A 13046-nucleotide genomic window follows, 5' to 3' on the forward strand; every position below is an offset into this window, starting at 1 on the left:
CCCAATGCCGATCATACTCTAAAGTCCGGTGAACGTGGGTACAATGATATGGGTCTCTGGGGATCAAAGAGAATTTATGGTTCTGGCCTCACGGATTGACAATTTATAAAAGGAATCCATCTTGGAGTTGGCCGGAACAAAGTCGCTGACAGGTTCGCACATCGCTTTTGTGCAACTAACTATCGTGTCAACGTGATATTCCGTGTTGCCGGGTTTCGCCCCGGCAGGCGAGGTCCTTCTCTTTCGGGAAAAGGACCCAAAACCATTGACGCCCCGTCTGGCTTCCTAGGATCGGAGGGCCGCCAATTCCTATGAGAGCGGACCAACTCGCCGGGCCTGTCCTGAGCTTTGTCGAAGGGCTCAAACAAGGCCAGCCAGCAGATGAGAGCGTCCCGCTGTTGGCCAGCCGGCAGGCCTCGGATAAAGGAAGAAGAATGTTCACCAGGATTCGCCCTTCTGAAAAAGGCCCGGCCATTTGAATATACGGGCAGAAATCTACAGATTCGGCTCTTGTGCGGATTCTTCTAAACCTTATTAGACCGCCTCAGTGAACCGGACAGACTTTTCAATGGAGATTGGACAATGAACATAACCGACAAGAGGGGAAATCCCGTTTCATACGGATCGCAGAAGGCGATCGAGCGTCTGGACGGAGTATGCGACATGATGCACGCCTATCAGGCAGACCCCTTGGCCGAGGTCGATGCCATCATCGCCGAGTATCCAGACTTTGCGCTGGCGCACGCGTTCCGCGCTGGTGCACTGGCGACCGCAACCGATAAAGCGTTCGAGCCGGAGCTGATCAAGAGTCTGAACGCGGCTGAAGCACTCGCCAGGAAGGCAAACGAACGTGAGCGCTTGCATATCGCCGCATGTCGCGCCTGGCTCGACGGCGAATGGGGGCGCGCTATCGAGGCATGGGGCCGAGCCTCGACCGAGTATCCGCGGGACTTGCTGGCGCTGCAGTTTGCGCACCTCGGCGATTTCTACCTGGGACACTCGCACTTACTCCGTGATCGCATTGCGCGCGTGTTGCAGCATTGGGATCGCAGCATTCCAGGTTATGGTTTCGTCGAGGGCATGTATGCCTTCGGGCTCGAAGAGTCCGGCGAATACGCAAAGGCTGAAGAGCGCGGTCGCAGGGCCGTTGCCCTGAACGGGCAGGATGGATGGGCCGTTCACGCAGTGACGCACGTGATGGAAATGCAGGGCCGCGCCGACGAGGGCGCCGACTATCTGGCTGCATCTGCCGAGGATTGGGCGCCGAACAGCATGTTTGCCTTCCATTTGTGGTGGCACCAGGCACTGTTCCGGATCGAGGCGAACGACACGGTTTCCGCATTGAAGCTGTTTGACGAAAGCGTATCTGCCGGCGGCTTCGGTCAGGCACTCGAGCTCGTCGATGGCTCGTCGCTACTGTGGCGGCTGTGGCTAATCGGGCAAGATGTCGGCGACCGGTGGACAGATCTTGCTGACAAGTGGGAGGCGCGAGCCGAAGATGCGTACTATGCTTTCAACGACGTGAACGCGATGATCGCATTTGTTGGTGCGGGCCGCGCCGACACTCAGTCGAGATTGATCTCAGCCGCCAAGCGTGCAGCTGCCGGTCAGGGCACGAATGCGATGATGAGCCGCGAGGTCGGGGTGCCCGCGTGCGAAGGCCTCGCAGCGTTCGGTCGAGGCGATTATGCGCAGGCGATCGAATATTTGCTGCCTGTTCGCGGTAAAGCCAACCGCATGGGCGGCAGCCATGCGCAACGCGACCTGTTCTCCTGGACGCTCACAGAAGCGGCGATCCGCCTTGGCGATCGCGAGCTGACCGACGCTTTCGTCGCTGAGCGACTGTCCTGGAAGCCGGAGAGCCGGATCAACCGAGCGTGGGCGACCCGGTCCGAGCAAATACAACGCAAGCGTTCCGTCTAACCCCCCGTTTCAGTCGATTGTCCTTTTCGTCTACCGAACGAGAACGTTAACCCCTATTACCCATACACGTAATTCTCGTTCCCACCAGGTACATAGATTTTCGATCATCTATGCACCGCCAGACTTGGCCATACAGAAGATTATCGTGTTCTGAGGTTCATGCAAGCGGTCTTGCGATCTCATTCGCTGTTCGACACATGGCATGCTCCAGAACCGGACGGGTCATGGGCGTGTGTGGCGTTGAGTCCAACAGGGGGATCTCTCTCCCCTGCTCGATGCCCTGCGGGACGTCATCCGGCCAGAATTGTTCTCTTCTGATTTCCCGGCCATTTTTATCCCGATAGACCAGCTCATCGGTAACCAGATCGTATTCCGGTATGTCGGTCTGTTCCCATCGTTGCATGAAATATTGATAACACAACGTATACAGCCCGTGGTCGTTTGCGTTGTGCCGCAGCACGTATTCCGGCATCTCCTGAATATCCAGGTCGGTATGGTAATGCTGCATCCAAAGATAGTCCCCAAGAATGACCAATTTCAGAAGGGGAGGATCCGAATAGAGTTTCAGTTTGACGGATTTTCCGACCCCTTGAAGCCTTTTGAGCAATTCAATGCTTTGCCTTACGCCCGCTCGATATTTCTCAATCGACATCAATGGATCCGCAATCGCCCGGATACGTGCACTGGCACCCTGGCTAAAGGGGTTCACCAGCATGATGTTGGCTCCCAGGCATTTATCCAGAATGGTCGATAAGTCCCCCACCTGATCACGCAAGGTGTCATACCCGCTTGACCCGATGACCAGGACGGTCCGGCCACGCCCCTGGGTCTGCCGAAGTTTGCGAATTCCATCCTCAGCCCGCCGGGCCCGTTTGGGGAAAAATGACACGAAGCCGGCATCGATCGCCATTTTGGCCAGCTTCCGGTCCTGCCAACTCCGCCGGATATAGGTCATCACCACAATCAGTAACGCCGCGACACCTATTTCCAACGCCACGATCGACATTTTTTCCTTCTCCACCCTTGTCCAATAGGTCAGAAAACTTCTGGCCACGGTAGGGAGCGATATCGCAATCCCCGCACTCAGACACAGGATTACAATATGATAGCCAATGTCGGAGGCATTCTTGATACCCTCACCAATTTTGGCCACAATTTTTTTTACTATCTTTACCATCACGTATTCTTCTTTCTTTTCACGAGAACACCACAAATAATTTACGCACACGATTCAACCTATTCAGGTATCGGCTCAATCGGACAACCTTGGCTGCCCTATCACACAACTCCTGGATCCTTGTGGGATTGTTCCTGCTTGCAGGAGGCCACGGAAGGTTCGCACAAAAAAATCGTGCAAGTCTCTGTTTCCATCTCGAGGGGTCTGTCGCCCCGGAAAAAGAGGTCTTACACGATAGGCTTTACGGTATCATACCGTTTTCACTCCGACAAGCGAGGCATGGGAATGCCTGCCTTATTTTTTCTCCTACGATCACTCCTTCGAATGATGAACATTACTGAGATTCCCCGGCTCATCTACCGAAGCTGCAAGTGACGACAACCACTCACAGCCACTCTGTTTTCACTTTTTTTAATTTGGTGGTACCAGATTAAAACGAGGTAACGCCAGATACTCTATCGGAGCAACAGCGTCGGAACTTTAGCGGAACGCAACAAATCGGAGGTTTTGCTGCCGAATACCAAACTGCGAAGCGGAGAATGGCTATACGCGCCCATGATCAGCATATCGATGCCCTGCTCATGGACAGCTTTGGCAATGACGCGTTCCGCGTCGCCGGGAATGAGTGAAGGAGAAACATCAAAGCTTGCCGCCTCCAATGTGGTCTTGGCCCATTCAAGCTGTTTGGGGGCACTCTGACTTTCTTTGCCTGACATCAGAAGGTACACCGGCAGGCCACGGAAGAGAGGGCTGGCTGCCACCATTTCTACCCCTCGTCGGGTGACGATCCCCCCATCGAAGGCGATCATGACCCGGCGGGGCTCGGTGAAGCTATCGGTGACCGCGAGAATCGGTTTGTGCAGGGCGCGCACCACCCGCTCAACATTGCGTCCCAAATCACGCTGGGTCGCCTCAGCCGAGACACCCCGGCGACCCAATACAAACAGACGCACCCCTTCTTCCTGCTCCACCAAAGCCTCTTCCAACACGCCGTAGCGCTGGCGAACATCAGGAGCTTCAACCCCCGCCACAATGGCCCGCTCCCGTAAATCGTTCAAGAAGATCCGGCCACGCTCACGGGCCGCCTTACTGCGGGACTCATCCTCATTGGACAGTTCGTTCAACAAGACTTCCTGGGCATCAAACCCGATGGCACCACTATGATCGTAGCCGGTCGCAATCTCAGGATGCCGATCGATCACATGCAGAAATTCCAGTGGTGCCGCCATGCGGCATGCCGCCCAGGCCGCATAGTCGGCCACGTAATCGGCAAAATGCGATTGATCGACACAGGCCAGCACCTTATTCTCGTTCTTGATGACCCGCAATTTTTTCACGTTTTTCACCAGATGTGTTTCTCTCAGTGGCCCATCACTTGTTCCACGGCATCGGGTTTGTCGTGGACGGCGAAGCGATCCACCATCGTGGCGCTGGCTTCGTTCAGACCAATGACGTCGACCTCCGTTCCCTCGCGGCGGAACTTGAGGATGACTTTGTCCAACGCGCTGACCGCGGTTATGTCCCAGAAATGCGCACGGCTCACGTCGATTCGAACCTTTTCGATCACTTCCTTGAAATCAAAAGAATTGACAAACCGCTCAGCCGAGGCGAAGAAGACCTGGCCCGTGACGGTGTACGTGCGTAGGCGGCCGCTGTCTTCAGACTTCCCACCGACATGCAAAATTTTCCCGACCTTGTGCGCAAAAAAGAATCCCGACAACAGCACGCCAACCAGTACGCCTTTTGCTAGATCATGCGTGGCCACGACGACGACGACGGTCGCGAGCATCTCCACAGTGGAACTTTTCGGATGTTCCCGCAGGTTACGGATCGAGGCCCAATTGAAGGTACCGATCGACACCATGATCATGACGGCCACCAATGCGGCCATCGGGATACGGCCCACCCAGTCACCGATATATACCACCATCAATAGCAGAAACACTCCGGCCGCGAGGGTCGAGAGCCGTCCTCGTCCGCCCGATTTCACGTTAATGACCGACTGTCCGATCATGCCACATCCAGCCATGCCGCCGATGAAACCTGAGGCAATATTGGCGATGCCCTGTCCCACACACTCGCGATTTTTGTTGCTCGAGGAATCTGTCAGATCATCAACGATGGAGGCCGTCATCATGGATTCCAACAGTCCCACTACAGCCAGTGTGGCTGACACCGGGAAAATGATCCACAAGGTTTCCCAACTCAACGGCACATCCGGGATCAGGAATATCGGAAGGCTGTCAGGAAGTTGGCCCATGTCGCCCACCGTGCGAATGTCCAATCCCAGAACGACGGAGATCCCTGTCAGGACCACGATGGCCACCAGTGGGGACGGCACGGCCTTTGTGAGATATGGAAACAGGTAAATAATGGCCAAGCCCCCTGCGACCATTGCATAGACCTCCCAGTTCGCACCGTTCAGCTCTGGTAATTGCGTCACAAAAATCAAAATGGCCAGCGCATTCACAAAGCCGGTGATGACGGAACGCGCGACAAAGCGCATCAGGGAACCAAGCCGGAGCCAGCCCGCCACAACTTGCAGGACTCCAGTGAGCACCGTGGCCGCCAGCAGGTATTGCAACCCATGGTCTTTGACCAACGTCACCATCAGGAGCGCCATCGCTCCCGTGGCAGCCGAGATCATGCCCGGCCGACCGCCGGAAATGGCAATAACGGTGGCGAGGCAGAATGAGGCGTACAGGCCGACCTTGGGATCAAGCCCGGCAATCAGGGAAAAGGCAATCGCTTCGGGGATGAGTGCCAGTGCGACGACAAGACCTGCAAGCAGATCGTTCCGGATATTCATCCCTTCACGGATTTTGGCCACTATCTCTTGTATCATCAATGATCCTTGTTTTGATTCAGTCAGACATGTTTCCTGAAAAACACACGCCAAGGGGCCCTAGGAGTGACGGCACCAGCCGACACCCTTTCTGTCCCATCACACAACTCCCGGATGCTTGTTGGAATGTTCCTGCTTTCAGGAGACCAAGGAGGGTTCGAACAAAAAAAATCGTGTAAGGCCTTACTTCGCTTTTGAGGGGTCTGTTGCCCCGGAAGAAGAGGTCTTACACGATGCAAGCGACAATATCATAGACTCTTCACACGCACAAGCGGCATGATTGGAAGAGTGGGAAAACGATGATGGCGAACACGCCTCCCGATCACGGAGGGGCGGAAAGTTCATCCTGGGCTACATGGCCGCGCATGGACTTCTCCGTAATATTGTCCTGGATTTCCCGGGCAATGACCCGTGTCAAGATTTCAACCGGCAGGGCACCCATGGGGAGCCCTCTCGTCTTTTCAAAAAAAGGATCATCAGGCGAGGCCGATCGGTGAATATTGATCAACACCGTGGCCGGTTGAATTGTTTTGTTTTGTTCGCCTAATGTGATGGACTGCTCTTTGGGGACCACCCTGGTTCGCGTGGCCCAATCCCGATTATGAATGTCCGCGAACGCGACATTCCAGATTTTGCCATTAAGGAGACTCCTCACCGCCTTCGGAGTCTGTTCCTGAAAGTGTGGCTCCCGCACAATGTTTTGCAGGGCTTCACGCACCCGAATGTCATACAACTTGGTGGTGGAATCCGGTTGGGCGGGGGGAATCCGTGTGGTGGAACCGGTTTCATAATAGGATTGCCCCTCCAAACTGTTATACCGGTCGGTGGTGGTTAAATAGGTGCGAAACAATGCTTGAAGCAAATGTTCACGGTCCTCTCCTGCCAACTCTGCAATCTCCTGATTGGTCTTGATCGGGACCTGTTTGAGGTCGCTGGGGAGCACCTTCGCCTGACGTTTCGGCGTCGTGTCGCTTTTGCTCACCACCCACTGAAATTCTCTGGCCAGGACCGGCACCAGTTGTTCCGGATGATTGAGATAGCCTTGTTCTTCGAGCCCGGATGCGCTGATGAGGAGGTTGACCTGATTGGGTTGTGAAGTGCGGGCCACCAGCAATAAAAACTCTTTCCCCTCCCGGTTTGCGACCTTCGGTTCAATGATGACTTTTTGGAGCGCCTCTTTGGCCAGGGCTTCTTCAAATCTGGCATAGTCAGTCCGATGTTCCATCATGTAATTGAACGCCCCAATAACCGTCTGGAGCGCGTCATCGGCTCTGGTTTGTTCCCGGCTGCCTTGTTCATCCGTCCCGGCTCCCTCGGAAAGATAAATCTGAAACGGCGCACCCGCAATAGCATGTCCAACGGATTTTTCGGTTCCGGAATCCGAAACCACGTGGTGCTCTTCGGAACCTTTATGGTTGCCCATGGCCAACGGAACGACCGCTCCCATCCATAGCAATCCCAGGAAAACACCTGCAAGGCTACTTGCCCGGGATCGTCTAATGGCGTGGGATCCGATTCGGTGAATAGGTCGTAGACCACAAAAGAGCTCTTGCCCCATGCCAGCCGACCGATATGCTTGTGAATCGAGGGGGGGTCCGAGAAATTCGCTATGGTGCTTCACTGCCTTTTCCTCCCTTTGTGTTGTCTTGACTGGAATGACAGACCAACTCTTTATTGATACTTTACACCCTCAAGATGGGGTTAGGCTTTTCTCCCGTTCCATCAATCATGAAGACCCTTTAGGTTTTTTGATTCGGGGGTGACCTCTCCCCCCTTGAGGAAACCAGGATGGTACCATCCCGCCAGAACCAAGGGAGACGTTTTTGTCTGACCTCTCAAATCCGTTGAATCTGAGATTCGTCCGCAACCACCTCAACCGGGGTCCTCAACATGCTATGGCAAGTCCTGGCTGAATTGGTCCTTCTCATCCACTTCGCCTTCATTGTCTTTGTCTTGTTCGGGGGAATTCTCACTATTTGGTGGCGTTGGATCCCCTGGGTTCATCTTCCTGCCGCACTGTGGGCGGCAGCCTTGGAATTCGGGGGGTGGATCTGCCCTCTTACCCCCCTGGAAAACCAGCTACGACAGGCCAGCGGTGAGGCGGGATATACTGGAGGCTTTCTTGAGCATTATGTCCTGCCCGTCATTTACCCCCATGGCCTTACCCCGGATATGCAATTCTGGCTGGGCTTCGTCGTCGTCCTTTTTACGCTCGTGACCTATGGGTTTGTAGGATGGCGAAAAGCCTCAGGTATTTAATTTCTCTCAGCCAATCCTCAGCGTTTACGTTGAAACATTCATAATCCCATCATCATATTTCTTTAAACATTTAGGATCTATCTCAAGCCCATTTCGACTGAGATAAAAATTAAAGCTATTCATTATTTTTGACTTTAACTACCTAGAATTAAAAATGGTTATTTGCCGCTTCCATAAAGGTGAATGTACATTTCCATGATATAATAATTTAAGTCATTTGTATGAGTACTCAATCGTGTGCACCCACACGGCAATTTTCGTTCAAAGAGATCTCCAGCAAAACAACTTAAAGTTAAAACTAAACCATTACATTATATTCATGGAGACAAAAACTGACCGTGGCCTTCTGTCCTTCTGTCCTGCCCCCCTGTTTTTATGGCGTCCCCCTCCCCGTTAAGCAGTCTGTTCGATGTGTGGCAGAAATTTTCCATTCCAAGTCATGACGACACGGTCCTCTCCTTTGTCACCCTTTATCTTTTCAACCGTGAGCTTAAAATCAATCGCCGACATAATCCCATCACCGAACTGCTCGTGCATGATATCCAGAATGGACTCCCCATAATGGGCGCAAACCTCTGTCATGCGATAAATATGTGGCTCCTGCAGGACCGACGGATCATAGGATCGCATGGGAAACTCCCGCATCGCTTCAAGCAAATCCCCGGTGAGTCCTGGAACCAGTTTGACTAGCTTTACTTCTGCCTCCTTCTTGAGTTGCGCCTGCAATCGGAATAACTGGGCAACATAGACATTACACAGCCCGAGGGCTGCTGCTAGCTGATCGTAGGTCTTTCCTGAGGCTTTTTTCGCTGCAAGCAACTGGGCAACAAGTTCCTTTTTATTCATTTTCACTCTCTCCTCCTTTCAAGCCTCCGAATGATTGATATTCGCAGGATTCTCCTTGAGTTGGGACACTCTTTTCTGGCTCATGTTCGACAATACGACAATACGTTAGGCGGCGAATATGGACCTGTCAATCCAACATTCCCGCATGAGTATGGTTTTGTACGTGCCAGAGAGACCATGAAGCCTGGCCGGATTTCCTTCTTAAGGGGGAAACTCTCCAACAGCGGTTCAAGGAGTTTCCGTCTACCATTTCCCATTACCATCCCCGATGCCCTGCTCATGTTTTAGGCAATCCATGAATTCATTCATCTCACATCCCCATTTGCCCCGAAATCCTTCCCTCCGCTACCCCACGGTCTATATAAGGAAAAAAGAGCATAAATACAGAATTTATAGCACCCTGACCCCTCCCTATTTGACCAAGGTTCTGGTAGGTTAGGATCTTCTTTTTGGAGCAATCTATGGCAGCGCGCGTGGTCATTACCGGGCTTGGCATCGTCTCCCCTATCGGGGTTGGCGTTCCTACGTTTTGGAAGTCCGCCCTTCAGGGCAAAACAGGGATCACGGCGATCTCATCTTTTGGGGACTTCCCCATGGAGTCCTATCGCTCCAGGGTTGGGGGGCAGGTTTCCGATTTTCGCCTTCCGGATCCTTCAGAAGATAAATTCTCATCGCGCGTGGACCGCTATGCACAATTTGCTCTTGCCGCCACACGGGAAGCCATACAGGATAGTGGACTGGACCTTGAGAAGGAGCCGGCTGAACGGATGGGAGTCATGGCCGGGGTTGGCATGGGGGGCATGATGATGGGGGAACGTGAACTCACTACCCTCTATCAGTCCCGTAAGCCACATCGGGTCCATCCGAACTTTATTCCGACCATTACGCTCAACTCCGCCTCAGGCATTCTGGCGTTGGCTTTTGGGGCAAGGGGCCCGAACCTCACTATTTCTACGGCCTGCTCCTCCAGCATTCATTCTATTGGACAAGCCATGCAGGCCATTCGCCTGAACCAGGCAGATGTGGTCATTGCCTCAGGAGCGGATGCCAGCATTACTCCGTTAGTGTTTGCCGGCTTTTGCTCATTACGCGCCTTATCCACCAAATATAATGACCACCCGGACCAGGCCTCCAGGCCATTCGATCGAGGGCGGGACGGATTTGTGATGGGGGAAGGGGCCGGCACATTGATCTTAGAATCCCTCCGCCATGCGACCCGTCGAAAAGCGAAAATATATGGGGAACTGGCCGGTTATGCCGCCACCAATGAGGCGTATCATATGGTGATTCCGAGAGAGGATGGTTCCGATATTGCGCGAACCGTCACCCTGGCATTGAAAGACGCGGGGATTTCGCCCGCACAGGTTGACTATGTGAATGCCCATGCGACATCCACGGTGGTCGGAGACGATGTCGAGGTCAAAGGGTTACGAGCGGTCTTCGGAAAACGCCTGAATACCATCATGGTCAATGCCACCAAATCCCTCATTGGCCATACACTGGGAGCGGCCGGTGCGATCGGGACAATTGTCTCGGCCTTATCCATTCAAACTGGTATAATACATCCCACGGTGAACTATGATGACCCGGATCCCCATTGTGCCTTGCCGGGACTTTCTACTAAGGTACAAAAAAAATCGGTTCGGGTGGGTTTGGTAAATGCCTTCGGATTCGGAAGTAACAATGCGGTCCTGGTTTTAAAAAAGTTTTCATGAAATCTTCCGTCAACAAATCCTCTCAACTCAGTCAACAGGTGTACCACACCCTCGGCAAATACCTTCAACGCGATCCGAAAGATCTGCATCCGGAAGATTCGCTCCGTGACGATTTGGGGTTGGACTCTCTGCAAACCATTGAATTAGTCTATGACGTCGAATCGGCTTTTGATCTTCAAATACCGGATGAGGACTTCGGGCGATTAACAACCATCGGCGCGGTCATCCTTTATCTGGATGAACGCATTCATGGTAAAGGGAGCACGCTCTCCGGCCCTCAAGCCACACCGTTGGCCAAGAATTCACGCCCGACCCCACTTGGCAAAAAAGCCAAAAGTCGTACCACTCCAAAAAAATCGCGCCCATGACGATATCGTCTTCCTCACGAACCGTGAATATTCCTCTTCAGGAATTAGCCCACGCCATTCACGCCACCATTCACGGATCCCCTGACATTCTGATATCCGGTCTCTCCCATCTTGAAGGAGCCTCTTCCGGAGATGTCTCCTTTGTCTTGAAGCCTTCGTTTCAAAAAGCGGCGCGCCAATCACAGGCTGCAGCCTTAATTGTCACAGAGCCGATACCGGACGACCCTCGACCACAACTACTTGTTCCGAACCCGCTGGTCGCCATCACGACATTGGCCCAGAAATTTTTCCTGCCCCCTCTTCCAGCACGCGGCATTCATCCCAGTGCCGTCTCCGGACTCGATGTGCGCATTGGGCCGGATGTCTCAATTGGCGCCCTCGTCACAATTGGAGACCGCGTGCTCATCGGGTCCGGTGTCACCATCCATGCCGGGGTTCATGTTGGCGACGATGCTATTATCGGGGACGAGTGCATCCTGTATCCCCATGTCTCGCTGCTGACCAAGTGTGTCATCGGCAATCGTGTCATCGTACACAGCGGCACCGTTATCGGAAGCGATGGGTTCGGCTATGTGCAACACGAAGGCCGCCACCACAAAATCCCCCAATTGGGCCATGTGATCATTGAAGATGACGTTGAGCTTGGGGCTAATGTGACCGTGGATCGTGCAACATTTGGGAGCACCGTTATTAAGCGCGGCACAAAAATCGACAACCAGGTGCAGATCGCCCATAACGTGGTGATCGGGGAAGACTGTATTCTCGTCGCACAGGTAGGGATTGCGGGCAGTACCACATTAGGCCGCCACGTCATGGTGGGTGGCCAGGCCGGCCTGGTCGATCATGTCACCATCGGTGATCAAGTGAAAATTGCGGCCGGCTCGGGGGTAACCAATAATGTAAAATCCGGTCAGATAGTGGGTGGTCGGCCGGCGGTCGAACATGGCATCTGGCGACGGTCACAGGTCCTTCAATACCAACTCCCCGAATTACGCAAGGAACTCCGGGCTCTTCAAAAACAGGTCCAACATCTTGAATCGCTGCTCACGGACCAATCTGCATCCAAGTCCACACCTGTCAAACGTCGTTCAACCTCAAAGCCCTAATCCGCCAGATCGGATCCAGGACCCAACAGCGGTAAGCCTTCATCTCTTTTTGCGTGCTGGCAGCAATACCACCCCTTTCCAAAAAAACAACTTCGCCCAAAAATAGCCTGCCCAGGGGAGGGCAAACGCGGCGACCGGCTCCATATACCCCGTGGCCACGGTTAATCCGGAAAGCGCAAAAAACATCACGATCCCCAGAAAGTACCAGAGCGGAACCAATCCACGACCTCGATGCTCAATGTCATGCTCCGTGATGGCCTTCTTGGCCTTACGAACCGACCGTTGGCTATAGGCTTTCATGCGACTGGCAAAATGTCCGGGAAACTCCCGCAAAAGATACTGTTGGTATTTTGTCTGAACGATCCCCACAAGCACGCCGGCGATGATGAGTGCCGAGCTGTAGGTAAAGGTTTCCCATCCATACGTTCCTGCCCAGAATTGAAAGCCTAAGGCAATCACTCCGACGACGACCGAAATCAATCCCAACAAACTGGCAGGAAGCAGGATATTAGTGCGGACAAACTCCTGGGCTCTTTCCGTATCGTCCTCATGACGTTTAGCCGTGATCATTTTTGGCATACGTGGGTCTCCATATACAATCTAGTCAGAAGATGTCGGGCTTGCCTCAGAATTCGTCTCATCCAACCCATCTTCTTCCGCATCGGGAATGCGATAGCGCTCACTCAACCATCCCTCCAAATCCAGCAATTGACATCGCTTGGAACAAAAGGGTCGAAAGACATTTCCTTCCCATGGTTCCACGTTGCCACACATCGGACATTTCACGGTCATGTCGTTCCTCCAGAG

General features: G+C 53.4%; 13 protein-coding genes. 6 read left to right on the top strand and 7 right to left on the bottom strand.

What is annotated here, in order from left to right; translation table 11 throughout:
• Positions 1 to 311 precede the first annotated feature (311 nt).
• The gene (locus tag PQG83_RS08040; protein ID WP_312748382.1) at positions 312 to 479 is read left to right on the top strand and encodes a hypothetical protein; all 168 of its coding nucleotides are present in this window, start codon (positions 312 to 314) and stop codon (positions 477 to 479) included.
• Positions 480 to 582: 103 nt separating this feature from the next.
• Entirely contained in the window at positions 583 to 1923 is a 1341-nt protein-coding gene (locus PQG83_RS08045) for a tetratricopeptide repeat protein (RefSeq protein WP_312748383.1), read from the top strand.
• Between the two features lie 157 nt (positions 1924 to 2080).
• Here PQG83_RS08045 and PQG83_RS08050 read toward each other — a convergent pair whose 3' ends face one another.
• The 4 genes from PQG83_RS08050 to PQG83_RS08065 all read right to left on the bottom strand — a co-directional run bounded on the left by PQG83_RS08050 (position 2081) and on the right by PQG83_RS08065 (position 7392).
• Positions 2081 to 3100: a hypothetical protein gene (locus PQG83_RS08050; RefSeq protein WP_312748384.1), complete on the bottom strand. Its 1020-nt coding sequence runs from the start codon at positions 3098 to 3100 to the stop codon at positions 2081 to 2083.
• A gap of 455 nt (positions 3101 to 3555) precedes the next feature.
• Entirely contained in the window at positions 3556 to 4419 is an 864-nt protein-coding gene (locus PQG83_RS08055) for a universal stress protein (protein ID WP_376753584.1), read from the bottom strand.
• Positions 4420 to 4460: 41 nt separating this feature from the next.
• The gene (locus PQG83_RS08060; RefSeq protein ID WP_376753585.1) at positions 4461 to 5909 is read right to left on the bottom strand and encodes a SulP family inorganic anion transporter; all 1449 of its coding nucleotides are present in this window, start codon (positions 5907 to 5909) and stop codon (positions 4461 to 4463) included.
• A gap of 358 nt (positions 5910 to 6267) precedes the next feature.
• On the bottom strand, positions 6268 to 7392 hold the full coding sequence (locus PQG83_RS08065) for a hypothetical protein (RefSeq protein WP_312748387.1): 1125 nt from the start codon (positions 7390 to 7392) through the stop codon (positions 6268 to 6270).
• Positions 7393 to 7835: 443 nt separating this feature from the next.
• Between PQG83_RS08065 and PQG83_RS08070 the strand changes: the two genes are divergently transcribed.
• Complete coding sequence (locus PQG83_RS08070) at positions 7836 to 8204, top strand: DUF2784 domain-containing protein (protein ID WP_312748388.1); 369 nt, start codon at positions 7836 to 7838, stop codon at positions 8202 to 8204.
• Between the two features lie 393 nt (positions 8205 to 8597).
• Here PQG83_RS08070 and cynS read toward each other — a convergent pair whose 3' ends face one another.
• Positions 8598 to 9050: a cyanase gene (gene cynS, locus PQG83_RS08075; RefSeq protein WP_312748389.1), complete on the bottom strand. Its 453-nt coding sequence runs from the start codon at positions 9048 to 9050 to the stop codon at positions 8598 to 8600.
• 461 nt (positions 9051 to 9511) lie between these two features.
• Between cynS and fabF the strand changes: the two genes are divergently transcribed.
• From fabF to lpxD, 3 genes are read left to right on the top strand one after another with little or no spacing between them, the layout of a single operon-like run.
• Positions 9512 to 10765, top strand: a complete 1254-nt coding sequence (gene fabF, locus PQG83_RS08080) for a beta-ketoacyl-ACP synthase II (RefSeq protein WP_312748390.1) — start codon at positions 9512 to 9514, stop codon at positions 10763 to 10765.
• On the top strand, positions 10762 to 11133 hold the full coding sequence (locus PQG83_RS08085; protein ID WP_312748391.1) for an acyl carrier protein: 372 nt from the start codon (positions 10762 to 10764) through the stop codon (positions 11131 to 11133). The genes fabF and PQG83_RS08085 overlap by 4 nt, the downstream gene beginning before the upstream one ends.
• Entirely contained in the window at positions 11130 to 12239 is a 1110-nt protein-coding gene (gene lpxD / locus PQG83_RS08090) for a UDP-3-O-(3-hydroxymyristoyl)glucosamine N-acyltransferase (protein WP_312748392.1), read from the top strand. The genes PQG83_RS08085 and lpxD overlap by 4 nt, the downstream gene beginning before the upstream one ends.
• A gap of 39 nt (positions 12240 to 12278) precedes the next feature.
• On the opposite strand, the gene PQG83_RS08095 is transcribed toward lpxD, so the two are convergent.
• Positions 12279 to 12818, bottom strand: a complete 540-nt coding sequence (locus PQG83_RS08095; RefSeq protein WP_312748393.1) for a hypothetical protein — start codon at positions 12816 to 12818, stop codon at positions 12279 to 12281.
• Positions 12819 to 12839: 21 nt separating this feature from the next.
• On the bottom strand, positions 12840 to 13031 hold the full coding sequence (locus PQG83_RS08100) for a DNA gyrase inhibitor YacG (RefSeq protein WP_312748394.1): 192 nt from the start codon (positions 13029 to 13031) through the stop codon (positions 12840 to 12842).
• Positions 13032 to 13046 lie beyond the last annotated feature (15 nt).

This window comes from Candidatus Nitrospira neomarina (assembly GCF_032051675.1).
Taxonomy (GTDB): Bacteria; Nitrospirota; Nitrospiria; order Nitrospirales; family UBA8639; genus Nitrospira_E; species Nitrospira_E neomarina.

Excerpts from the sequence above, each read along its gene's own strand:
- PQG83_RS08040 (WP_312748382.1), top strand. The coding sequence starts at position 312 with ATGAGAGCGGACCAACTCGCCGGGCCTGTCCTGAGCTTTGTCGAAGGG.
- PQG83_RS08045 (WP_312748383.1), top strand. The coding sequence starts at position 583 with ATGAACATAACCGACAAGAGGGGAAATCCCGTTTCATACGGATCGCAG.
- PQG83_RS08050 (WP_312748384.1), bottom strand. The coding sequence starts at position 3,100 with ATGGTAAAGATAGTAAAAAAAATTGTGGCCAAAATTGGTGAGGGTATC.
- PQG83_RS08060 (WP_376753585.1), bottom strand. The coding sequence starts at position 5,909 with ATGAATATCCGGAACGATCTGCTTGCAGGTCTTGTCGTCGCACTGGCA.
- PQG83_RS08065 (WP_312748387.1), bottom strand. The coding sequence starts at position 7,392 with ATGGGAGCGGTCGTTCCGTTGGCCATGGGCAACCATAAAGGTTCCGAA.
- PQG83_RS08070 (WP_312748388.1), top strand. The coding sequence starts at position 7,836 with ATGCTATGGCAAGTCCTGGCTGAATTGGTCCTTCTCATCCACTTCGCC.
- cynS (WP_312748389.1), bottom strand. The coding sequence starts at position 9,050 with ATGAATAAAAAGGAACTTGTTGCCCAGTTGCTTGCAGCGAAAAAAGCC.
- fabF (WP_312748390.1), top strand. The coding sequence starts at position 9,512 with ATGGCAGCGCGCGTGGTCATTACCGGGCTTGGCATCGTCTCCCCTATC.
- PQG83_RS08085 (WP_312748391.1), top strand. The coding sequence starts at position 10,762 with ATGAAATCTTCCGTCAACAAATCCTCTCAACTCAGTCAACAGGTGTAC.
- lpxD (WP_312748392.1), top strand. The coding sequence starts at position 11,130 with ATGACGATATCGTCTTCCTCACGAACCGTGAATATTCCTCTTCAGGAA.
- PQG83_RS08095 (WP_312748393.1), bottom strand. The coding sequence starts at position 12,818 with ATGCCAAAAATGATCACGGCTAAACGTCATGAGGACGATACGGAAAGA.
- PQG83_RS08100 (WP_312748394.1), bottom strand. The coding sequence starts at position 13,031 with ATGACCGTGAAATGTCCGATGTGTGGCAACGTGGAACCATGGGAAGGA.